General features: G+C 58.3%; 19 protein-coding genes. 11 read left to right on the top strand and 8 right to left on the bottom strand.

The features are described from left to right. Positions 1–5 precede the first annotated feature (5 nt). Genes C5687_RS02535 through iolB form a run of 4 tightly spaced genes read left to right on the top strand, consistent with a single transcriptional unit; the run spans position 6 to position 4792 of the window. The gene (locus tag C5687_RS02535) at positions 6–1139 is read left to right on the top strand and encodes a Gfo/Idh/MocA family protein (protein ID WP_104556352.1); all 1134 of its coding nucleotides are present in this window, start codon (positions 6–8) and stop codon (positions 1137–1139) included. A gap of 12 nt (positions 1140–1151) precedes the next feature. Beyond that, on the top strand, positions 1152–3056 hold the full coding sequence (locus C5687_RS02530; protein WP_104556351.1) for a bifunctional 5-dehydro-2-deoxygluconokinase/5-dehydro-2-deoxyphosphogluconate aldolase: 1905 nt from the start codon (positions 1152–1154) through the stop codon (positions 3054–3056). 11 nt (positions 3057–3067) lie between these two features. Continuing rightward, a complete protein-coding gene (iolE, locus tag C5687_RS02525) occupies positions 3068–3958 on the top strand; it encodes a myo-inosose-2 dehydratase (protein WP_059385991.1) in 891 nt (296 codons plus the stop codon). A gap of 9 nt (positions 3959–3967) precedes the next feature. Next, positions 3968–4792, top strand: a complete 825-nt coding sequence (gene iolB, locus C5687_RS02520; RefSeq protein WP_094918400.1) for a 5-deoxy-glucuronate isomerase — start codon at positions 3968–3970, stop codon at positions 4790–4792. 54 nt (positions 4793–4846) lie between these two features. Here the strand turns inward: iolB and C5687_RS02515 are convergent, their stop codons facing one another. Genes C5687_RS02515 through C5687_RS02505 form a run of 3 tightly spaced genes read right to left on the bottom strand, consistent with a single transcriptional unit; the run spans position 4847 to position 7345 of the window. Further along, the gene (locus C5687_RS02515) at positions 4847–5590 is read right to left on the bottom strand and encodes an alpha/beta fold hydrolase (protein ID WP_104556350.1); all 744 of its coding nucleotides are present in this window, start codon (positions 5588–5590) and stop codon (positions 4847–4849) included. An 11-nt stretch (positions 5591–5601) separates the two neighbouring features. Further along, positions 5602–6066, bottom strand: a complete 465-nt coding sequence (locus C5687_RS02510) for a DUF6130 family protein (RefSeq protein WP_104556349.1) — start codon at positions 6064–6066, stop codon at positions 5602–5604. Between the two features lie 49 nt (positions 6067–6115). Next, positions 6116–7345, bottom strand: a complete 1230-nt coding sequence (locus C5687_RS02505) for an MFS transporter (protein ID WP_104556348.1) — start codon at positions 7343–7345, stop codon at positions 6116–6118. A gap of 96 nt (positions 7346–7441) precedes the next feature. Here C5687_RS02505 and C5687_RS02500 point away from each other — a divergent pair, with 96 nt between their 5' ends. Then, entirely contained in the window at positions 7442–8332 is an 891-nt protein-coding gene (locus C5687_RS02500) for a LysR family transcriptional regulator (protein WP_059385987.1), read from the top strand. Here C5687_RS02500 and C5687_RS02495 read toward each other — a convergent pair. Next, positions 8329–8517: a YfgG family protein gene (locus tag C5687_RS02495; RefSeq protein WP_053060162.1), complete on the bottom strand. Its 189-nt coding sequence runs from the start codon at positions 8515–8517 to the stop codon at positions 8329–8331. The two genes, C5687_RS02500 and C5687_RS02495, sit on opposite strands and share 4 nt — an antisense overlap. A gap of 352 nt (positions 8518–8869) precedes the next feature. Between C5687_RS02495 and C5687_RS02490 the strand changes: the two genes are divergently transcribed. Then, positions 8870–11110 carry an EAL domain-containing protein gene (locus tag C5687_RS02490; RefSeq protein WP_104556347.1) on the top strand — a complete coding sequence of 747 codons (2241 nt, stop codon included), beginning with the start codon at positions 8870–8872 and terminating at the stop codon, positions 11108–11110. Positions 11111–11114: 4 nt separating this feature from the next. On the opposite strand, the gene ppx is transcribed toward C5687_RS02490, so the two are convergent. The 4 genes from ppx to purM all read right to left on the bottom strand — a co-directional run bounded on the left by ppx (position 11115) and on the right by purM (position 16576). Then, complete coding sequence (ppx, locus tag C5687_RS02485; RefSeq protein WP_025758933.1) at positions 11115–12653, bottom strand: exopolyphosphatase; 1539 nt, start codon at positions 12651–12653, stop codon at positions 11115–11117. Positions 12654–12656: 3 nt separating this feature from the next. Next, positions 12657–14717 (bottom strand): polyphosphate kinase 1, encoded by a 2061-nt coding sequence (gene ppk1 / locus C5687_RS02480; protein ID WP_025758934.1) that lies wholly within the window; start codon positions 14715–14717, stop codon positions 12657–12659. Positions 14718–14900: 183 nt separating this feature from the next. After that, positions 14901–15542, bottom strand: coding sequence for a phosphoribosylglycinamide formyltransferase (gene purN, locus C5687_RS02475; protein ID WP_032675307.1), 642 nt, complete (start codon positions 15540–15542; stop codon positions 14901–14903). Further along, a complete protein-coding gene (gene purM, locus C5687_RS02470; protein WP_025758936.1) occupies positions 15539–16576 on the bottom strand; it encodes a phosphoribosylformylglycinamidine cyclo-ligase in 1038 nt (345 codons plus the stop codon). Before purM ends, purN begins: the two co-directional genes overlap by 4 nt. A gap of 246 nt (positions 16577–16822) precedes the next feature. Between purM and bglK the strand changes: the two genes are divergently transcribed. The 5 genes from bglK to C5687_RS02440 all read left to right on the top strand — a co-directional run bounded on the left by bglK (position 16823) and on the right by C5687_RS02440 (position 22280). After that, positions 16823–17716 (top strand): beta-glucoside kinase BglK, encoded by an 894-nt coding sequence (gene bglK / locus C5687_RS02465; protein WP_104556346.1) that lies wholly within the window; start codon positions 16823–16825, stop codon positions 17714–17716. A 10-nt stretch (positions 17717–17726) separates the two neighbouring features. Next, on the top strand, positions 17727–19157 hold the full coding sequence (locus C5687_RS02460; RefSeq protein WP_104556345.1) for a 6-phospho-beta-glucosidase: 1431 nt from the start codon (positions 17727–17729) through the stop codon (positions 19155–19157). 199 nt (positions 19158–19356) lie between these two features. Continuing rightward, on the top strand, positions 19357–19983 hold the full coding sequence (gene upp, locus C5687_RS02455) for a uracil phosphoribosyltransferase (protein ID WP_104556344.1): 627 nt from the start codon (positions 19357–19359) through the stop codon (positions 19981–19983). Positions 19984–20069: 86 nt separating this feature from the next. Then, complete coding sequence (gene uraA / locus C5687_RS02450; RefSeq protein ID WP_013098238.1) at positions 20070–21359, top strand: uracil permease; 1290 nt, start codon at positions 20070–20072, stop codon at positions 21357–21359. A gap of 219 nt (positions 21360–21578) precedes the next feature. Continuing rightward, complete coding sequence (locus C5687_RS02440; RefSeq protein ID WP_216821201.1) at positions 21579–22280, top strand: DnaA inactivator Hda; 702 nt, start codon at positions 21579–21581, stop codon at positions 22278–22280. Positions 22281–22332: the final 52 nt, after the last annotated feature.

The following is a 22332-nucleotide window of genomic DNA, read 5'->3' as shown; positions in this document are numbered from 1 at the left end:
TCACGATGAAAGAGGTTCGTATTGGATTGATTGGCACCGGGTATATCGGCAAGGCGCACGCCATCGCCTATGCCCAGGCCCCGACGGTGTTCAACCTGCGCGGCAGGCTGGTGCGCGAGATGGTGGCGGAAGTCACGCCGGAGCTGGCGGCAGCGCGCGCCCAGGCGTTTGGTTTCAACCGCTCAACCGGAGACTGGCGGGCGCTGGTGGCCGACCCGGCCATTGACGTGGTGGATATTTGTTCCCCCAACCACCTGCATAAAGAGATGGCGCTGGAGGCGATCCGCCACGGCAAGCACGTCTACTCGGAAAAGCCGCTGGCGCTCAACGCCCACGACGCGCGCGAGATGGTCGACGCCGCGAAGCGGGCAGGGGTGAAAACGCTGGTGGGGTTCAACTACATGAAAAACCCGACGGCGCAGCTGGCGAAAGAGATTATCGCCCGCGGCGAGATTGGCGAAGTGATCCACTTCTACGGTACCCACAACGAAGACTATATGGCCGACCCGCTTTCGCCGATCCACTGGCACTGCTTCAAAGAGACCGCCGGGCTGGGGGCGCTGGGCGACCTCGCGGCGCATATCGTCAACATGGCCCAGTACCTGGTGGGGGAGATTGAGCAGGTTTGCGGTGATTTAAAAATCGTGGTTCCGGAACGCCCGGCGAAAGCCGGTTCGTCGGAGATGATCGCCGTGGAAAATGAGGATCAGGCCCACGCGATGGTGCGCTTCGCGGGCGGGGCACAGGGCGTTATTGAGACCTCCCGCGTCGCCTGCGGGCGCAAGATGGGGCTCTCATATGTGATCACCGGGACGAAAGGTGCCATCAGTTTCACCCAGGAGCGCATGGCGGAGCTGAAGCTCTATCTGCATGACGATCCGGTGAACCGTCAGGGGTTCCGCACCCTGCTCGTCGGCCCCGCACACCCGGACTATGGCGCGTTCTGCATGGGGGCGGGCCACGGGATTGGCTTTAACGATCAAAAAACGGTGGAGGTGCGCGACCTGGTGGACGGGATAGCCGCCGACGCGCCGATGTGGCCGGACTTCGAAGAGGGCTGGAAGGTGTCGCGCGTGCTGGACGCGATTGCGCTCTCACACCTGCAGGGCCGCTGGCTGAACGTGAACGACATTGTCTGATGAGGTATCAACGTGGAAAAGCAGTTTGATGTGATATGCATGGGCCGCGTGGCGGTAGACCTCTACAGCCAGCAGATTGGTGCCCGTCTGGAGGATGTCTCGAGCTTCGCCAAATACCTCGGCGGCTCGTCCGGCAACGTGGCGTACGGCACCGCACGTCAGGGCCTGCGCTCGTCGATGCTGGCGCGCGTCGGCGATGAGCATATGGGCCGCTTCCTGCGGGAAGAGTTAAACCAGGTGGGCTGCGATACCAGCCATCTGATTACCGACAAAGAACGCCTTACGGCGCTGGTGCTACTCGGCATTAAAGACCGGGACACCTTTCCTCTGATTTTTTATCGCGATAACTGCGCGGATATGGCCATTACGGCCAGCGATGTGGACGAAAGCTACATTGCCTCCGCACGGTGTCTTGCCATCACCGGGACTCATCTTTCTCACCCGCAGACCCGCGAGGCGGTGCTGACGGCGCTGGGCTATGCCCGCCGTCACGGCGTACGCACGGTGCTGGACATCGACTACCGTCCGGTGCTGTGGGGGCTGACCTCCTTAGGCGACGGCGAAACGCGCTTTATCGCCGCCGATAAGGTCACCCGTGAGCTGCAGGAGGTACTGCACCTCTTCGACGTTATTGTTGGCACCGAAGAGGAGTTTCACATTGCCGGCGGCAGTACGGATACCCTGCAGGCGCTGGGGCAGGTGCGTGCCGTGAGTCAGGCAACGCTGGTCTGCAAGCGCGGCGCGCTGGGGTGTTCGGTCTATACCGGCGCCATTCCGCCCCGTCTGGACGACGGCCTGACGGTGACCGGCGTGCGCGTGGAGGTGCTGAACGTCCTCGGCGCGGGAGACGCGTTTATGTCTGGTCTGCTGCGCGGCTACCTCAACGACGAGGGCTGGGAGCAGGCGTGCCGTTACGCCAACGCCTGCGGCGCGCTGGTGGTGTCGCGCCACGGCTGTGCCCCGGCGATGCCGAGCAAAATCGAGCTGGATGATTATCTCTCGCGCGCCGCAAGGGTGCCGCGCCCGGATCTTGACCCGCGTCTTAACCATCTCCACCGGGTCACCACCCGCCGCCGGGAATGGCCGGAGCTGTGTGTAATGGCCTTCGACCACCGCAGCCAGCTGGAGGACATGGCGCTGCAGTGCGGCGCGTCGATCGGGCGCATTCCGGCGCTGAAGCAGTTGATCCTGCAGGCCAGCCGCGAGGCGGCAAGTCGTGCCGGGCTGGAGGGCAAAGCCGGTCTGCTGTGCGACGGCACCTTTGGTCAGGACGCGCTGAACGCCATTACCGGTGAAGGGTGGTGGATTGGCCGCCCCATTGAGCTGCCCGGCTCGCGTCCGCTGGAGATGGAACACGGCAACATCGGCACCCAGCTTATCAGCTGGCCCCAGGAGCACGTGGTGAAGTGCCTGGTCTTCTTCCATCCGGAAGACGCTCACGGCCTGCGCCTGGAGCAGGAGCAGAAAATCGCCGAGGTGTACCACGCCTGCTGCCAGTCCGGGCATGAGCTGCTGCTGGAGGTGATTCTTCCGGCCAGCATGCCGCGTAGCGATGAACTCTACCTGCGCGCCATCTCCCGCTTCTATAACCTCGGCATTTACCCGGACTGGTGGAAGCTGCCGCCGCTCTCCGCCGACGGCTGGACGGCGCTGAGCGAGATTATCGCGCGCCGGGACCCGCACTGCCGCGGGGTGGTGATCCTCGGGCTGGATGCCCCGGCAGAACAGCTGCGCGCTGACTTCAAAGCCGCAGCGGGACAGGCGCTGGTGAAAGGGTTTGCCGTGGGACGCACGCTGTTTGGCGATGCCTCCCGCGCGTGGCTGAAACACGATATTGACGATGCGCAGCTGGTGGCGCGCATCCGGGACAACTACCTGCAGCTTATCGCCTGGTGGCGCGAGCGCGGACACGCATAATGGAGACGACAATGAGTGTACAACTGGGCATTAACCCGCTGACGTGGACGAATGACGATCTGCCTTCCCTCGGCGCGGAGACGCCGCTGGAAACCTGTCTGAGCGAGGGAAAAGAGGCCGGTTTTGCCGGGTTCGAGCTGGGCAATAAATTCCCGCGCGAAGCGCGCCTGCTCGGCCCCATCCTGCAGCACCATGACCTGCAGCTGGTTTCCGGCTGGTACTCCGGCCGCCTGCTGGAGCGCAGTGTGGAGGAGGAGATCGCCGCCGTGCAGTCTCACCTGACGCTGCTGCGCGAGCTGGGGGCGAAGGTGCTGGTCTTTGCCGAAGTCAGCGGCTGTATTCACGGCGAGCAGCAGACCCCGGTGCACCTGCGCCCGCGCTTCCCGCAGGCGCGCTGGAAAGAGTACGGCGAGAAGCTCACAGAGTTTGCCCGCTATACGCAGCAGCAGGGCGTGCAGATTGCCTACCATCACCATATGGGCACGGTGATTGAGTCCGCCGACGACGTGGACAATCTGATGACCCACACCGGGGCGGAGGTCGGATTGCTGCTGGATACCGGTCATCTGACCTTTGCCGGGGCCGATCCGCTGGCAGTGGCGCAGCGCTGGGCGTCGCGCATCAACCACGTCCACTGCAAAGACGTGCGCGCCGACGTGCTGGCGGACGTGAAAAACCGTAAAACCAGTTTCCTCGACGCGGTGCTGAGTGGCGTATTTACCGTGCCGGGCGACGGCTGCGTGGATTATCCGCCGATTATGCAACTGCTGAAGGCGCAGGATTATCACGGCTGGCTGGTGGTGGAGGCCGAGCAGGATCCGGCAATTGCCCACCCGCTGACCTACGCCCGTCTGGGGTATAACAACCTGAGCCGCCTGGCGCGCGACGCCGGGCTTATCTGAGGAGGTGACATGTCACGTTTGCTATCACGCTGGCAACAGCCGGACGCGGTGGGGCGCACCCAGTGCGTTACGCCGGAACGCGCCGGCTGGGGATATGTCGGCTTTGAGGCGTATGAGCTGCAGGAGGGGCAGACGCTGACGCTGCCCGCCGTCAGCGAAGAGCGCTGTCTGGTGCTGGTCGCCGGGCGTGCCTCCATAAGCACGCCTTCCGCGCAGTTTAACGACATTGGCGAGCGGATGAGCCCGTTCGAGCGCATCAGGCCGTGGGCGGTTTACGTTACCCCGCAGGAGACGGTGCAGGTGAAGGCGCTGACGAGGCTGGAGCTGGCAGTCTGCGCCGCTCCCGGCAAAGGCACATACCCGACACGGTTGATTGCGCCGCAGGATATCGACGCTGAAGCGCGGGGCAAAGGCCATAACCAGCGCTATGTGCACAATATTCTGCCGGAAGATAAGCCCGCCGACAGTCTGCTGGTGGTGGAGGTGTGGACCAATGAGGGCTGCACCAGCTCGTACCCGAGCCACAAGCACGACACGGATAACCCGCCGCAGGAGACGTATCTGGAGGAGACCTACTACCATCGCCTCAACCCCGGGCAGGGGTTCTGCATGCAGCGGGTTTACACCGACGACAGAACGCTGGATGAGTGCATGGCGGTCTACAACCGTGATGTGGTCATGGTGCCGAAGGGCTACCATCCGGTGGCGACGATGGCCGGGTATGACAGCTATTACCTCAACGTGATGGCCGGGCCGGTGCGCAAATGGATGTTCACCTGGGAAGAGGACCACGCGTGGATTAATCGCGATTATCCCGCGGATGGCGGGCGCTGAGGCTGTTTTTTGCCGGGTGGCGCTGCGCTTACCCGGCCTACAATTCGCAAAAAATTACTTTGCTTCAATCGCCTGCTCAATCGTCCGGGCAACGATCTGCGGCTGGCTTACCATCGACACGTGGCTCGCCGCCACCTCCGTGGTTTTCGCATGGATCGTCTTCGCCATCGCACGCTCAAGCGCCGGGTTAATCATCCGGTCATTCTGACTCACCACATACCAGCTCGGTTTGTTGTGCCACGCGGCGTGAGTCACTTTTTCTGCGAAAGCGTCGCCCTTAATTGGCCCCTGCGTGGCCGCAATGGTCTGTTGTTCAGCCGGCTTTACATCCGGCGCGAAGTCCTTCCTGACGGCCTCCGTTGGCAGATATAAATAGCCGTCCGCCGTTTTGGCGATGCCCGCGCTCCCCGGCGGCGCAGGGACGCTTCCCGCGAGATCCGCCGTCGACTGGCCGGAGTCCGGCGCGAACGCCGCCACATACACCAGCGATTTCACCCGCGCATCGTTGCCCGCTTCACTAATCACGGTGCCGCCCCACGAGTGGCCCACCAGCACCACGTCGCCGTGCGCCCGGGCGATGGCTCTCTGCGTGGCGGCCACGTCATCTTTTAGCGAGGTGAGCGGCAGCTGGACGGCAATCACCTCTGCGTGCTGTTTCTGCAACAGGGTAATCACCTTATTCCAGCTGCTGCCGTCGGCAAACGCGCCATGAACCAGTACGACGCTGGTTTTACTCTCCGCGAAGGCGCTGGCGGAAAGGGCCAGCAGGCCTGCCGTCAGTACAGACAGTGCTTTCATCTTCAGATTCCTTAAAAATGGTGGATCGCCGCATGGGGCGGCACGGTGAATTCAAGGGTTTTGTGGTCGACAGGCTTATGGGTCGGATCGGCCAGAATAATCGTGACCTTGTGTTTACCGGCGGGGAGTCCCACCAGAATCACCGGCTCTCCGCTGGTATCTGCCCAGTGCCACGGCGCGTCATCCACCACCACGTGAATGTGTCCGATGCGCGGGGTCACCCGGAGCGCATCAGGGCCGAACACCGGCTCGATACGCAGATTTTCGACACGATACTGAATAAAGACCGCCCCTTTGCTCAGCGGACCGGCGAGCGGTGGATCGACAATCAGCCTGGCGGGGGGCTGCGGGTGTTCCAGCGGGGCAACGGCAGCAGGGCCGTTGACGTCTGCGGCGTTGAGGTTGTCCAGGGGCGCGGCCCAGGCGCTGGCTGACGCCAGGGCAAGTATCGGCAGCAGTAAAAATCGACGATTCATCTTTATCTCCTTATCCGTTGCAAGTGATAACGGAGACAGGAGACCATTTTTATGTATCGGCGATATTTGCCGGAGGGGGCTTTTTGTACCCGTTTGTCAGCGTGTCGTGCTGGATACAGTGCGATACATTCTGCCTGCGCGAACGGCGTACAATCGCTATCGCCAGACCGGTAATCACCAGTGTTAACCCGGTGGAAACCCACATTGCCCCTGCGATACCCAGCGTTTTGTTGAGCCATGCGTAAGCAAACGGCGCCGCTGCCGCCATCAGCTGCGCGGGGATCAGCAGCAGACCTGTGCGGCGGGCATAGTTTTCCGCGCTAAACAGCGCCAGCGGCAGGGTGGCTTTAACGATAGTCACCAGCCCGTTGATGGCCCCATAGCCCAGCACAAACCCGGCGGCGCACCAGACAAACAGGGCGCTGCTTATCCCCACCAGAAAACAGAGCGGCATGGCGAGAGCGGTAAAAAGCGTTAAGGAGAAGGGCGTTAAGCGGGCACCAGCCACGACCTCCAGCGCGCGGGCGCCCGTCTGGCCGAATCCCCACAGCATGCCGATGGCGACCGGCAGGCCGCAGCTTGCAATAAATTCCGGCAGATGGGTGGACGTACCGTTAGAGACAAAGGTGATGAGGGCAATGAAGGCGGCATAAAGCCAGCCGTTACGCCGTTCGTTTTTCAACGGCGGCGCGCTGTAATTTGTCGTCACCGCCAGGCGCTGCCGGGGAAGGGTGCGTATCAGCGCTGAGCTCAGCAGGCCTGTGAGGGCATAGACGCGTAACGCCTCCTGCCAGCTCATGATGTGGAGCAGGCCATCGCCCAGCGGCCAGAAGACGGCGGAGGCCAGCCCGCCCGCCAGCGTGACGCGTGAGATCGTTCTTCGCGCCTGCTGCCCGTAGAGGTTGACCAGCGCGGCGAACAGCGCATCGTACAGCGACAGGCGCATCCCGACGCCGGTGACCAGCCAGGCGCAGTACCAGCCAGACAGCGTCTGGGCAGACGACATCCCTGCGCAACTGATGGCGATCAGCAATGTGCCGCTCATCACCACCGTCTGGCCGCCAAAGCGCGCCAGCAGACGGGCGACAAACGGCGAGACCGCCGCCATCACCAGCATCGCCAGCGTCAGGCCGAGGTAAATCTGCGGGGATGACCATCCCCGGTCGGCTGAAATGGCCAGCGCGAAGGTGCCGGGCATATAAAACGAGATCCCCCAGTTGATGAGCTGATTACAGCCCGCCGCGAGGGCGAGGCGGCGAGGCAGGGCCGGTGTTTCCATTGTTTTCACTCCGTTATGCAGTTGTCCTGAGCATAACGGCCGCGGTATTGTGCTGGCAGGGCAGCAACCTTATGCGCGGTATAAGAGAAACTTTGAATGACGACGCTTAATCTGGGCTATCTCGCGACCTTCCGTCTGGTTCACCAGCGCGGCAGCTTTTCCGCCGCGGCGGATCTGCTGGGCATTTCCCAGCCCGCCGTCAGCCTGCAAATTCGCCAGCTGGAGCAATTTCTGCAAACGCGACTGGTGGAGCGTACCGGGCGGGGCATCAGGGTGACGGCAGCCGGAGAGGCTCTGCTGGCGCATGGGGAGCGCATTCAGCAGGCGGTGGATGAAGCCATTCGTGCCGTGAGCGCCTTCAGCCATGATGTGAGCGGCACCATTACGCTCGGCACGGGCGCAACCGCCTGCATTCATCTGCTGCCGCCGCTGCTGGAACAGCTACGCCGCGACTATCCGCTTCTGAACGTGGGGGTAACCACGGGCAACACCCTGGATATCGTCAGGGCCATCGAGGAGAACCGTCTCGATATGGGGCTGGTGACGCTGCCGGTGAGTAGCAGAGCGCTGGACGTCCTGCCGGTGATGGAGGAAGAGTTTGTTTTTATCGCCTCGCGGGAGCAGCAGGAGGCTTTCAGGGCGTTTACCCCGGAGGCGTTATATGCTCACCCGCTGATTGCCTTTGAATCCGGCAGCGGTACCCGGGCGCTGATTGAGGGCTGGTTTGCTGCCAGTGGCTCAGGGGTCGCGCCGGTGATGCAGCTTGGCAGTATCGAGGCGATCAAGCGCATGGTGCGCGCAGGGCTGGGCTACAGCATTGTGCCGCGCATGGCGGTGGAACAGGAAGCCGATCGTGACGGGCTATGCGTGAGGTCGCTGACGCCGGTGCTGCATCGGCAGCTGGCCGTGGTGATGCGACAGGATAAAATCCTCAGCAAAGGGATAGCAGGCATTATTCGGTTAGTGCAAAACTCTCCGGCGAGCTAGCGGTCAGCCGTGTCGGCGGTCAGGCTGGTTTGCTGAGACTGGAGTTTGTCCTGATGGTGATACCAGGCGCCAATCGAAGAGTAAACGAAGCGGCCAAAGAAAAAGAGGAAGCTGATTAACAGTATGATGCGGGTCATCCGGGTGTTAAATCGATGTCGTTTGCGCATACGCGTGACCTGACTCACTCTGTTTTTCCTGGGTAAGCCCTTTTGGGCGATAAGGATATTAAGGCACAGCGGGAAGATGGGGTCAATTCTGCAATGTGTAAATAACCGTCAACGTTTACATTATCTGATGTTATTGAAATTTATTAATGCATTTACCATCTTGATAACGCGAGGAAAATTATTTCAAGAAAGCGCCGCAAAACGTTATTTGCGTAAATTAGTTTGATTTAGGTCAACGGATTCTCAAGCCTGGTATTTAAAATCCTTCCTCCACACTGTTCGCCCTGCACGTTGCCGGGCGGCGCGTACGTCAGGTCGGATGCCTGTCTTTATGTTCCCCAGGGACTGAAAGGGGTTAAACCGGGCATCTATGAACATTCTCGCTTTCCTGAAACGCAATAAAGACCGCAGGTGGGCGCTGCCGCTTATTTTGCCAGTGGTTTTGCTGCCCGTGCTGAGTGCAGCCAATACCCTGACGCAGCTGGGCGACGGTATTGTGGCGCTCTATTATTTGCCGCTCTCTTTTCTGCTCGCATTAATGCTCTTCTTTGGCTTTGCCGCCGTGCCTGGAATTGTGTTATCGCTGTTTATCCGCTATTACGACGCGGTCGGGCTGTTTGAAACCGTCGCCGGTGTGCTGCATTTTATTGTCCCTCTCGTGCTGAGCTGGGGCGGTTATCGCGTTTTTGCCCCCAGACGCAATATGACGGGGTACGGCGATATCCGGCTGATACCGCAGCGCCTGTTCTGGCAGGTCTTCTGTCCTGCAACGCTGTTTCTGGTGTTGTTTCAGTTTGCGGTCTATCTGGGCGTGTATGAGAGTCGTCAGAGCCTGGCGGGGCTCAACCCTCTCAATATTCGCACGCTCATTAACTATCAGGCGCTGCTGGTCAGCGGGCTGACAGGCGTGCCGTTGAGCTATCTGTTGATCCGCCTGATTCGTCATCCGCGCTATCTCACCCGTTTTAACTCGCAGATCCGTCTTCAGATAGACAAAAAGGTGACGCTCGTTGAGTTTTTGCTGTGGGCGATTACGCTTGGCGGGTTGCTTTCGCTGCTGTTGCTCCCGATGAATGAAAACAGCTCCATTTTCACCACCAACTACACCCTGTCGTTGCTGATGCCGGTGATGCTCTGGGGGGCGATGCGTTTTGGCTATAAGCTGATATCGCTAATCTGGACACCGGTGCTGCTGGTGTCTATTCACTATTTTTACCACTATATCCCGGTGAACGCGGGGTATGACATCCAGCTTGCGATCACCTCTTCCAGTTACCTGGTCTTCTCGTTTGTGGTGATTTATATGTCGATGCTGGCGACTCGTCAGCGTGCGGTGAATAAACGCACCCGCAGGCTGGCGCTGCTCGACCCGGTCGTACATATGCCTAACCTGCGGGCGCTGTCGCGCGATCTGGCGAAGAACCCGTGGTCGGCGCTCTGCCTGCTGCGCATTCCGGAGCTGGAAATTCTGGGCCGAAATTACGGTGTGCTGCTGCGTATTTTGTACAAACAGCAGCTGGCGCAGTGGATTAACGGCACGCTTCAGCCGAATGAGCAGGTATATCACCTGACTGGCTGCGACCTGGCTGTACGGCTTAACGCAGAATCACACCAGCAGCGCATTGATACCCTCGACGAGCATATCAAACAGTTCCGCTTTGTCTGGGATGGCATGCCGCTGCAGCCGCAGGTTGGCGTGAGCTACTGCTATGTCCGCTCCCCGGTTACTCATCTTTATCTGGTACTGGGCGAGCTGGGGGTGGTTGCCGATCTGTCGCTCTCCTCCAACCATCCGGAAAATCTTCAGCAGCGCGGCGCTGTCCATCTTCAGCGCAGCCTGAAGGATAAAGTCGCGATGATGAGTCGCCTGCAAAAGGCGCTCGATCACAACGCTTTTACCCTGCTGGCGCAGCCCGTTCGCGGTCTGCGGGGCGATCGCTATCACGAAATCCTGCTGCGGATGCCGGACGTAGACGGGCTATTGCTCTCCCCCGATCAATTCCTGCCCGTCGCGCAGGAGTTTGGTCTCTCCTCGCGGGTGGATTTGTGGGTGCTGGACCACACCCTGCGCTTTCTGGCAGAACACCGCGAACAACTGCCCGGTCATCGTTTTGCCATTAATCTGGCCCCTTCAACCGTTTGTCGGGTGCAGTTCCCGCTTGAGGTGAGCCGCCTGCTGGCGAAATACGCCATTGAGCCGTGGCAGCTGATTTTTGAGGTGACGGAGTGCAGTACCTTCGGCAACGGGGAGCAGGCACAACACATCCTCCAGCAGCTGCAGAAAATGGGGGTACGCATTGCGATTGATGATTTTGGCACCGGCTATGCCAGCTACGCGCGGCTGAAAAGCGTGGATGCCGATATTCTCAAGATTGACGGCAGCTTTATTCGCAACATCGTCAATAACAGCCTGGATTACCAGATAGTGGCCTCAATCTGCCATCTGGCGCGCATGAAGAAAATGCTGGTGGTGGCTGAGTACGTCGAGACCGAAGAGATACGCAGCGCGGTTCACGCGCTGGGTATCGATTATGTGCAGGGGTATCTGATTGGCAGGCCGGTGGCGCTTGCCTCGCTGCTGGAGGCAGAGGCGTCCGTAGCGGACGCCTGAGCCGTTATGCCGCGACGTCGGCGCTCTCTTCTTCGATCTTGAGCAGCCAGCCGGTGACCGCTTCCCAGTACTGCTGCTCTTTTTCCAGGTCCAGCAGGACCAGCGCGTTCTGGCTAAACCAGTCGTGCGGGAAGCATAGCGTCCAGTGATGGTCGTCGGTTTTCAGCTTCAGCGTGGGCGGGGTGGTGGTGGCCTGACGCTGGTTATTAAGCAGCACGCCCAGGCGCAGCAGCTGAATCAGCGGCAGGAACTGCTTCTTCTTGAACAGCGTGAAGCGCGGTAGATCGTCGAGCTTGATGGCTTTACGGTGATAGCGCACCAGGGTCGCCATCATGGTCTGCTGCTCCTGGTTGAAGCCCGGCAGATCGCTGTTTTGCAAAATGTAGGCCGAATGGCGGTGCATGCCGCTGTGGTTGATGTTCAGTCCCACTTCGTGCAGCATCGCGGCCCATTTCAGCAGGGCGGCGAGCTGCGGATGCGCAAGTTTAGGATTCTGCTCCTGCCATTGTTCGTACATCTGTACGGTGGTTTCCAGCACGCGCTTCGCCTGGTCGCGGTCGATGTTGTACTGGTTTGCCAGGCTTTGCGCGGTGCGGCTGCGAATATCCTGGTGGCGGAAGCGGCCTTCCATCTCGTAGAGCACGCCTTCACGCAGCGCGCCGTCGGAGAGACGCAGCTCCTTGATGGCCAGCGCATCGAACACGCCGCAGAGAATAGCCAGACCCGGTACGAACACCGCTTTACGCTCGTCGGAAAGCCCCGGCAGGCTTAAGGCGTCAAAACTTTTATGTTTCAGCACTTCTTCGGTCAGCAGCGTCAGGCGCTCGGGGGTGATAAACCCGTCTTTTTCACCCATCGCCAGCAGCACTTCATGCGCCGCTTTGATGGTGCCTGATGCGCCCAGCGCCACGTTCCAGCCCTGGATCCGGTACTGCCAGGCCAGGTTTTCCAGTTTCTGGACGGCCGCCATCCGCGCCCGCTGGAAGTTCTCACGGGTGATGGTGCCGCCCGGGAAGTACATCTGCGCGAAGCTGACGCAGCCCATCCGGCGGCTTTCCACCAGACGCGGCTCAAAGTCTTCGCCGATCACAAGCTCTGTAGAGCCGCCGCCGATATCGATAACCAGCTTGCGCCCTTTTTCCGGCTGGGTGTGCTCAACGCCCATAAAAATCAGGCGCGCCTCTTCGTTACCGGAGATGATCTCAATCGGATAGGGGATCACTTTCTCCGCCCGTTTGAGGAACTCTGGCGCGTTCAGGGCCTGACGCAGGGTATGGGTGCCCACGATGCACACGCTGGAGGGCGAAAAGCCCTGCAGACGTTCAGCGAACAGCGACAGGCAGTTTAAGCCGCGCTCCATCGCCTCTTCGCTAAGCATGCTGCGTTCATCAAGGCCATCCGCCAGGTGTACGCGCTGCTTCAGACGACCGATGATCTGCAGCGCGCCATCCACCTCACGGGCGATGACCATGTGGAAACTGTTAGAGCCTAGATCGACCGCGGCGAATTCCTGCGGGCGTGGGGTCTTATCATTTATCGGCATAGGTTAATCGGGTTGCTCGAGTGATTTGATATAGTCGTAAATCGCCAGTTGCGACCGCACTTTACGGCGGTTGCCGCGCGGCACGTAGCGGTTACTCAGTTCTTTGTCGATATAGCGTGCTTTCACGGTATCGCTGAACAGAATCTCGATAATGTCGAGGATCTGCTGCTTCAGACGCGGATCCAGCAGCGGTGCCGCGACTTCAATTCGGTAGTCAATATTGCGCGTCATCCAGTCTGCAGAAGAGAGATAGACCTGCTTATCACCCGCATTATCAAAAATATAGACCCGATCGTGTTCCAGGTAGCGGTCAACAATACTGATCACCCGAATATTGTCGCTGATACCTTCCAGTTCCGGGATCAGCGAGCACATGCCGCGGATCAGCAGATTAACCGGCACGCCGGAGCTGGACGCCGCATACAGGCGGTCTACCAGACCTTTGTCGACCAGGTTGTTGAGCTTCAGGGTGATGCCGGACGACAGCCCTTTCTGAGCATTGGCGATCTCTTTATCGATCATATCGTACAGCAGACGGCGCGAGTTCTGTGGGGATACCAGCAGATAGTCGAAGCTCACCGGGCGGTACGGGTTCTCAATAAAGTTGAACACCCGACGCACCTCGTTGGTGATGCGCGCATCGGCGGTCAGCAGCGAGTAGTCGGTATAAATTCGCGCGGTTTTCTCGTTAAAGTTCCCGGTACCGATGTGGGCATAGCGCACCACGTCGTCACCCTCTTTGCGGGAGATGAGGAACAGCTTGGCGTGAATTTTCAGCCCCGGCGCGGAGAAGATGACGTGTACGCCCGCTTCCGTCAACCGGCGCGCCCAGTGAATGTTCGCCTCTTCATCGAAGCGCGCCTGCAGCTCCACCACCACGGTAACTTTTTTACCGTTGTGCGCGGCGTGGATCATCGCATCGATAATGCGGGAATCTTTGGCCACGCGGTAGATGTTGATTTTGATCGCCAGCACGCTCGGGTCGAAGGAGGCCTGACGCAGCAGCTCCAGCACGTGTTCAAACGTGTGATACGGATAGTAGAGCAGGACGTCGCGTTCGCGGATGGCGTCGAAACCGTTGCGGAATTTATCAAACCACAGATGGCGCAGGCGCGGCAGCGGTTTGTTTACCAGATTGGCCTTGCCGACGTTCGGGAAGCCAATAAAGTCTTTAAAGTTGTGGTAACGGCCACCCGGCACGATGGAGTCATAGCGCGAAATGGTCAGTTTCTCGCGCAGCATTTCCACCATCGCGTCCGGCATATCGCGCTGATAAACAAAGCGCACCGGCTCCGCCGTCAGGCGCTGCTTGAGGCTGGAGGACATCAGCTCCATCAGGCTGGCTTCCATCTCGTGCACCAGGTCATATTCGGCGTCACGGGTCATCTTCATCGAGTAGGCGTTTAACGCGTCGTAATCAAAGAAGCCTTTAAAGATGTCATCCAGACAGTAGCGCAGGATGTTATCCAGCAGGATCATCGGCTTGCGTCTGCGCGGGGTTTCCGGCGGCAGGTTCACAAAGCGCGGCACCTTATCGGACGGGATCTCCAGCAGCGCGTATCGGATGGATTCACCGCGAATAATTTCCACCGCCAGGTAGGTGTAGTCATCTTTCAGGAACTGCACCAGATCGGTTTCGCGGTTGATCAGAATCGGGGTAATGTGCTGGCGCAGATATTGCTTGAAGTAGTGGCGCAGCCAGTTTTGTTGGTTAACGGAAAGCTGACGTTCGTTAATCAGGAAGATTTGATTGCGTGCCATCTCCAGCAGCAGTTCGTTATACAGGCCGTCAAATTCCTGATCGGCTTTCAACACGCGGGACTGGATTTTGCCCAACAGATGACGCGAGTGAGAGTTTAAGCCCTGTTCTTCGCTGATGATGATGCGTCTTTTCAGCTCGGCAAAGCGAACCTTGTAGAACTCATCCAGGTTGTTGGAATAAATGCCCAAAAAACGCATGCGCTCGATCAGCGGGTTACTTTTGTCAGCCGCTTCCTGGAGGACACGTTCGTTAAATGCTAACCAGCTTAGCTCTTTCTCGATATATAACTTTTCCTGACCCATTACAGCTCACACTCCAGTTCAATCACAGGACGTGGTAAATCCGTCTCGTCCTTATTATGGCGAGCATTTCCACGATATGTCCAACAGTGCCAGAAAAGTATGACAGTTATTTTTTTTGTTGAGGATTTTAGAAGGTTGGAGAGGGGGATATCGGGTAAGCGCAGCGCCACCCGACATAACAAATTACTCTTCGGCCGCATAGCCCTGCGGAGGTAACTTCACGCCATCCAGCCATGCCGCGCCGTCGCGCATTTCGAGACGCCCGTCGACAAACCAGCTCACCACCAGCGGGTAAATGGCATGCTCCTGGGTCTGTACCCGTTCGGTCACGTCTTCTTCACTGTCGCCGTCAAAGACCGGGACTTTGGCCTGCAGGATCACCGGGCCGCCGTCCAGTTCGTCGGTCACGAAATGCACCGAGGTACCGTGCTCTTCATCGCCGTTTTCCAGAACCTGGCGATGGGTGTGCAGGCCGGGATATTTCGGCAGAAGCGAAGGGTGAATATTCAGCAAACGTCCGGCGTAGTGCGCGACAAAGGCCGGGCTCAGAATACGCATGTATCCTGCCAGCACCACGACGTCAGGGGCGTAGGCATCAATCTCCTGCACCAGTTCGCGGTCAAACGCTTCACGACCGGCAAACTGGCTGGCTTCCAGCGCGTGCGCGGGAATGTTTGCTTCCCGGGCGCGCTCAAGGCCGAATGCATCGGCCTTGTTGCTGAAGACTGCCCGAATGGTGCCGTTGATTTTCTTCTGTTTGCAGGCGTCAATTATCGCCTGCAAATTGCTTCCGTTGCCGGAAATGAGCACCACGATGTTTTTCATTCAATGACCACACGCTGTTCGGAATCGGAAGCTTTAATCGTACCGATTTTCCACGCGTTTTCACCTTTCTCTGTCAGCAGCTTAACCGCTTTATCCGCTTCACTGGCTGGCAGGGCGATCACCATACCGACGCCGCAGTTAAAGGTGCGATACATTTCGTGAGAGCTCACGTTACCTGCGGTCTGCAGCCAGTTAAAGACGGCCGGCCACTGCCATGAGGATTCGTCGATCACCGCCTGCGTGTTGTCCGGCAGTACGCGAGGAATGTTTTCCCAGAAGCCGCCGCCCGTCAGGTGGGCAATGGCGTGCACGTCAACGTTCTCGATAAGCTCCAGCACGTTTTTCACGTAGATGCGGGTCGGGGCCAGCAGATGATCGGCCAGTGGTTTACCTTCAAGCTCGGTGGTCTGTGGGTCGCAACCGCTCACCTCAAGAATTTTGCGCACCAGGGAGTAGCCGTTAGAGTGCGGGCCGCTGGAGGCCAGCGCGATCAGCACATCGCCATCGGCTACTTTGCTGCCGTCGATAATTTCTGATTTTTCTACCACGCCGACGCAGAAGCCTGCGACGTCATAATCTTCGCCGTGATACATGCCCGGCATTTCAGCGGTCTCACCGCCGACCAGCGCACACCCAGACTGCAGACACCCTTCGGCGATACCGTTAATGACGCTGGCTGCGGTATCCACGTCCAGTTTGCCGGTCGCGTAATAATCGAGGAAGAACAGCGGCTCAGCACCCTGAACCACCAGGTCGTTTACACACATCGCGACCAGATCGATACCGATTGTGTCGTGACGTTTTAAATCCATCGCCAGGCGCAGTTTTGTGCCTACACCGTCAGTACCCGAGACCAGAACAGGTTCACGATATTTTTGCGGCAGCGCGCACAGTGCGCCGAATCCACCCAGACCCCCCATCACTTCCGGGCGGCGGGTTTTTTTCACCACACCTTTGATTCGGTCAACCAGCGCATTACCTGCGTCAATATCAACACCGGCATCTTTGTAGCTGAGAGAAGTTTTGTTGGTCACGGCTCAAGTCCCCACGCGATTGCATAGCTAGTAAGAAAAATCGGCGCAATTCTAACAGTCCAGGCAAACGTTTGCGAGCCTATTCTCGGCGAGAGGATTTTTTTTTCTATTCCCCCTCTGGCGGCGCGCAAACTTGACTCCGTTCACGAAAATGAAACCGGTTTCGGCGATCTGCTTGCCAGCGGTTTGCGGATTGAACATCATGAACTGAAACCGGTTTCAGTTTCATTCAGGAGGGATGAAGTCATGAGCATCGCCGCATTCGATATTGGTGGCACCGCATTAAAAATGGGCATCGCGACAGCGCAGGGAGAGCTTCTGCAAACGGATAAGGCCGCCATTAAGAACAGCGACGGCGAGGCCATCCTTTCGCACATGCTGAGCTGGGTGACGGCGCATCGCGCACTTGACGGGATCGCCATCAGCGCGCCGGGGTATGTTAACCCGCATACCGGGTTTATCGAGATGGGAGGGGCAATCCGCCGCTTTGACCAGTTCGCGTTGCAGGCCTGGCTTGAGGCGCAGACGGGTTTACCGGTGACCGTAGAAAATGACGCCAACTGCGTGCTGCTGGCGGAACGCTGGCAGGGGAAGGCGACGGGGATCGACAATTTCCTGGTGCTGACCATCGGTACCGGGATTGGCGGGGCCATTTTCTGCAACGGCAGGCTGGTTCACGGGGCGCGTTTTCGCGCCGGGGAGTTCGGCTACATGCTTACGGAAAGGGCGGACTCAAGGCGCATTGCCCGCCACTCCATGAATGAAAACTGCACGTTACGCACTCTGCGCAAGCGCTACGCCGACTTTCACGGGCTGGCGCTTGATGAGGTGACCGGCGAAGCCATCTTTGATGGTTATGACGCAGGCGACGTAGTATGCCGCCGCCTGGTGGATGATTTTCTTAACGGCATTGCGACAGGGCTCTACAACCTGGCGAATGTGTTCGATCCGCAGACCATTTTCATTGGCGGCGGTATCGCGGAGCGACCCGGTTTTATGGGTCTGCTTCGCACCCATCTCACATGGTTTGGCATCGCGGATATCGCCGATGTTGTCAGCCACGGCAACCGCGCCGGGTTAATTGGCGCGGTTTACCATTTCAGACAGCAGTATCCGTCAGCAATCCGCAACATCGAATGAGGGAAAGAGTATGTCAGGATTTAAAGCAGGTTTTCTGTGGGGCGGCGCGGTGGCCGCGCACCAGCTGGAAGGCGGCTGGAAAGAGGGCGGTAAAGGGGTGAGCGTCGCCGACGTCATGACCGCCGGCGCCCACGGCGTACCGCGTGAAATCACCAACGGCGTGCTGCCAGGGAAAAACTACCCGAACCACGAAGCCATCGATTTTTACCATCGTTATAAGGAAGACATCAAACTCTTTGCCGAGATGGGGTTCAAATGCTTCCGTACCTCTATCGCCTGGACGCGTATCTTCCCGAAAGGGGACGAGCGGGAGCCTAACGAGGCGGGCCTGAAGTTCTATGACGATCTGTTCGATGAGTGTCTGAAATACGGCATTGAACCGGTTATCACGCTGTCTCACTTTGAGATGCCTTTCCATCTGGTCACGGAATACGGCGGATGGCGCAACCGTAAGCTGATAGACTTCTTCGTTCGCTTCGCAACCGTCGTATTCCAGCGCTATCAGCATAAAGTGAAGTACTGGATGACCTTCAACGAGATAAACAACCAGGCTAACTTCCACGAAGATTTTGCGCCGTTCACCAACTCCGGGCTGAAGTATGCGCCGGGGGAGGACCGGGAGCCGGTGATGTTCCAGGCGGCCCACTATGAGCTAGTGGCCAGCGCCCTGGCGGTGAAGGCGGGACGCGAGATTAACCCGTCGCTGCAGATCGGCTGCATGATTGCCATGTGTCCTATCTATCCGCTGACCTGCTCGCCCGACGATATGATGATGGCGATGAACGCCATGCACCGTCGTTACTGGTTCACCGACGTCCATGTGCGCGGTAAGTATCCGCAGCATCTACTTAACTACTTCGAGCGTCGCGGTTTCGCGCTGGATATTACCGAGGAAGATAAAGCGGCGCTGACCCAGGGCTGCGTGGATTACATCGGCTTCAGCTATTACATGTCTTTCGCCACCAAAGCGACGGCGGACAACCCGGAACTGGATTACGACGAGAGCAAGAGCCTGGTCTCCAACCCGTACGTGCAGAAATCGGACTGGGGCTGGCAGATTGACCCGGTGGGTCTGCGCTACTCCCTGAACTGGTTCTGGGATCACTACCAGCTGCCGCTGTTCATCGTTGAAAATGGCTTTGGCGCCATCGACGTGCAGGAGCGCGACGGCACGGTGAATGATCAGTACCGCATTGACTATCTCGCCGCCCACATCCGTGAGATGAAAAAAGCGGTGGTGGAAGATGGCGTAGACCTGATGGGCTATACCCCGTGGGGCTGTATCGACCTCGTTTCTGCCGGTACGGGCGAAATGAAAAAACGCTACGGTTTTATCTTTGTCGATAAAGACAATGAAGGTAACGGCACGTTGAACCGCAGTAAGAAGAAGTCGTTCGACTGGTATAAGCAGGTGATTGCCAGTAACGGCGATAACCTGTAATTGTCGGGTGGCGCTAACGCTTACCCGACCTACACTACACGTAGCGCCACCGCAGAACCTCGCACATAAGCCGGAGACACCTCTCCGGTTTTTTTGTCTTCGCTTGATCCCTGTCAAGCAAGATGGGTATGGCCTAATCTGAAAAAAGCGGTATAATCCCGCGATTTTTTTGCGGATGCCACCTCAGAGGAGAAAGAGAATGAAGATTGTGGAAGTGAAACACCCACTCGTTAAACACAAGTTGGGCCTGATGCGTGAGCATGACATCAGCACGAAGCGTTTTCGCGAACTGGCATCTGAAGTGGGTAGCCTGCTGACCTACGAAGCGACCTCTGACCTGGAAACCGAAAAAGTGACCATCGAAGGCTGGAACGGCCCGGTGCAGGTTGAGCAGATCAAAGGTAAGAAAATTACCGTAGTGCCAATCCTGCGTGCCGGTCTCGGCATGATGGAGGGCGTGCTGGAGCACGTACCGAGCGCGCGTATCAGCGTGGTGGGTATCTACCGTAATGAAGAGACGCTGGAGCCGGTACCTTACTTCCAGAAGCTGGTGTCTAACATCGACGAGCGTATGGCGCTGGTGGTTGACCCAATGCTGGCGACCGGCGGTTCAATGATCGCCACTATCGACCTGCTGAAAAAAGCAGGCTGCAGCAGCATTAAAGTGCTGGTGCTGGTTGCTGCACCGGAAGGGATCTCGGCGCTGGAAAAGGCGCACCCGGATGTGGAGCTGTATACCGCGTCTGTCGATCAGGGGCTGAACGAGCACGGGTACATCATCCCGGGGCTGGGCGATGCCGGCGATAAGATCTTTGGTACGAAATAATCGAATAACGATAACGAAGCCGACTTTGATAGTCGGCTTTTTTTTGAATAAAACACACATAACTAACCATCTCAGAGGAAAACACTATGACGCGCCGTGCTATCGGGGTGAGTGAAAGACCGCCGCTTTTACAGACAATCCCGCTTAGTTTGCAGCACCTGTTCGCCATGTTTGGCGCAACCGTGCTGGTGCCAATCCTGTTTCACATTAACCCGGCTACCGTGCTGCTATTCAACGGTATTGGTACGCTGCTGTACCTCTTTATCTGTAAAGGCAAAATCCCGGCGTATCTGGGTTCGAGCTTTGCCTTTATCTCGCCGGTGTTGCTGCTGCTGCCGCTGGGTTATGAAGTGGCGCTGGGCGGGTTTATCATGTGTGGCGTGCTGTTCTGCCTGGTCTCTTTCATTGTGAAGAAAGCCGGTACCGGCTGGCTGGACGTGATGTTCCCGCCTGCGGCAATGGGTGCCATCGTTGCCGTTATCGGTCTCGAGCTTGCGGGCGTGGCGGCCAATATGGCCGGTCTGCTGCCTGCTGACGGCCAGTCACCGGATTCCAAAACCATCATCATCTCGCTGGTGACCCTGGGCGTAACGGTGTTTGGCTCCGTGCTGTTCCGCGGTTTTATGGCGATTATCCCGATCCTGATCGGCGTTCTGGCGGGCTATGCACTCTCCTTCGTGATGGGCGTTGTTGATACCACGCCAATCGCTCAGGCGCACTGGTTCGCCCTGCCAACCTTCTACACGCCACGCTTCGAATGGTTTGCTATCTTCACCATTCTGCCTGCCGCGCTGGTGGTCATCGCTGAACACGTTGGTCACCTGGTGGTGACGGCGAACATCGTCAAGCGCGATTTGATCCGCGACCCGGGTCTGCACCGTTCTATGTTTGCCAACGGCTTCTCGACCATTATCTCCGGGTTCTTTGGCTCCACACCAAACACCACCTACGGTGAGAATATTGGCGTCATGGCGATCACCCGCGTTTACAGTACCTGGGTTATCGGCGGCGCGGCGATCATTGCCATTCTGCTTTCCTGCGTCGGTAAACTGGCGGCGGCGATCCAGATCATCCCGGTGCCGGTGATGGGCGGTGTCTCTCTGCTGCTGTACGGCGTGATCGGCGCATCCGGTATTCGCGTGCTGATTGAGTCTAAAGTGGATTACAGCAAAGCGCAGAACCTGATCCTGACCTCCGTTATCCTGATCATCGGCGTGAGCGGTGCGAAGGTACACATCGGCGCGGCCGAGCTGAAGGGGATGGCGCTGGCGACCATCGTTGGCGTGGGCCTGAGCCTGATTTTCAAGCTGATCTCCGTGATCCGCCCGGAAGAGGTGGTGCTGGACGCCGACGAAAGCGAAAAAGCGTCACATTGATCTTATATACACAAAATCATTCAAGCTGCATCAAGGCGGCAAATCTGAGAATCCCCAGGAGCTTACTCAAGTAAGTGACTGGGGTGAGCAGATGCAGCCAACGCAGAGGCAGCTTGAAGGATGACGTGTATAATCGGGCGAAGGATCGCCCGGTTCTCTCCTGGCAGGTTCCGTGTTAAACTCCATGCCGATTTTATGTAAGATCTGGTTGAGGTACTTCTGAACGGACCGGCACAGCTCTCTCTGCCACTCTATCTCCCTGACGACGAAACTTTCGCGAGTTTCTGGCCGGGTGATAACCCCTCTTTACTGGCTGCACTGCAAAACGTGCTGCGCCAGGATCACAGCGGATACATCTATATCTGGTCACGCGAAGGCGCGGGGCGCAGCCACCTGTTGCATGCCGCCTGTGCGGAGCTTTCCGCGCGGGGTGATGCGGTAGGCTATGTGCCGCTGGATAAGCGTACCTGGTTTGTGCCTGACGTGCTGGAGGGAATGGAACACCTCTCCCTGGTCTGCATTGATAATATCGAATGCGTGGCGGGGGATGAGCCGTGGGAAATGGCGATCTTTAACCTCTATAACCGCATTCTGGAATCGGGCAAAACCCGGCTCTTGATCACCGGCGATCGTCCGCCGCGCCAGCTTAATCTGGGGCTGCCGGATTTGGCATCGCGTCTGGACTGGGGGCAAATCTATAAGCTCCAGCCACTGTCCGATGAAGACAAACTGCAGGCGTTACAGCTGCGCGCAAAGCAGCGTGGCTTTGAGCTGCCGGAGGACGTGGGTCGTTTCCTGCTTAAGCGTCTGGATCGGGAGATGCGCACGCTGTTTGATACACTCGATCAGCTCGATCGCGCGTCCATCACCGCCCAGCGCAAGCTGACCATTCCGTTTGTGAAAGATATTCTGAAGCTTTGAGTTTTGTTGCCCGGTGGCGCTGCGCTTACCGGGCCTACGAAAATCCGCCACG

Origin of the sequence: Enterobacter sichuanensis, from assembly GCF_002939185.1 — a bacterium.
GTDB lineage: Bacteria > Pseudomonadota > Gammaproteobacteria > Enterobacterales > Enterobacteriaceae > Enterobacter > Enterobacter sichuanensis.
Note: the sequence above shows the minus strand (reverse complement) of the source record. Positions and strands in the feature narration are given on the sequence as shown.

Coding starts and splice junctions, on each gene's coding strand:
- C5687_RS02535 (WP_104556352.1), top strand. CDS start 6: ATGAAAGAGGTTCGTATTGGATTGATTGGCACCGGGTATATCGGCAAG.
- iolE (WP_059385991.1), top strand. CDS start 3,068: ATGAGTGTACAACTGGGCATTAACCCGCTGACGTGGACGAATGACGAT.
- iolB (WP_094918400.1), top strand. CDS start 3,968: ATGTCACGTTTGCTATCACGCTGGCAACAGCCGGACGCGGTGGGGCGC.
- C5687_RS02515 (WP_104556350.1), bottom strand. CDS start 5,590: ATGAAAGCACTGTCTGTACTGACGGCAGGCCTGCTGGCCCTTTCCGCC.
- C5687_RS02510 (WP_104556349.1), bottom strand. CDS start 6,066: ATGAATCGTCGATTTTTACTGCTGCCGATACTTGCCCTGGCGTCAGCC.
- C5687_RS02505 (WP_104556348.1), bottom strand. CDS start 7,345: ATGGAAACACCGGCCCTGCCTCGCCGCCTCGCCCTCGCGGCGGGCTGT.
- C5687_RS02500 (WP_059385987.1), top strand. CDS start 7,442: ATGACGACGCTTAATCTGGGCTATCTCGCGACCTTCCGTCTGGTTCAC.
- C5687_RS02490 (WP_104556347.1), top strand. CDS start 8,870: ATGAACATTCTCGCTTTCCTGAAACGCAATAAAGACCGCAGGTGGGCG.
- ppx (WP_025758933.1), bottom strand. CDS start 12,653: ATGCCGATAAATGATAAGACCCCACGCCCGCAGGAATTCGCCGCGGTC.
- ppk1 (WP_025758934.1), bottom strand. CDS start 14,717: ATGGGTCAGGAAAAGTTATATATCGAGAAAGAGCTAAGCTGGTTAGCA.
- purN (WP_032675307.1), bottom strand. CDS start 15,542: ATGAAAAACATCGTGGTGCTCATTTCCGGCAACGGAAGCAATTTGCAG.
- bglK (WP_104556346.1), top strand. CDS start 16,823: ATGAGCATCGCCGCATTCGATATTGGTGGCACCGCATTAAAAATGGGC.
- C5687_RS02460 (WP_104556345.1), top strand. CDS start 17,727: ATGTCAGGATTTAAAGCAGGTTTTCTGTGGGGCGGCGCGGTGGCCGCG.
- upp (WP_104556344.1), top strand. CDS start 19,357: ATGAAGATTGTGGAAGTGAAACACCCACTCGTTAAACACAAGTTGGGC.
- uraA (WP_013098238.1), top strand. CDS start 20,070: ATGACGCGCCGTGCTATCGGGGTGAGTGAAAGACCGCCGCTTTTACAG.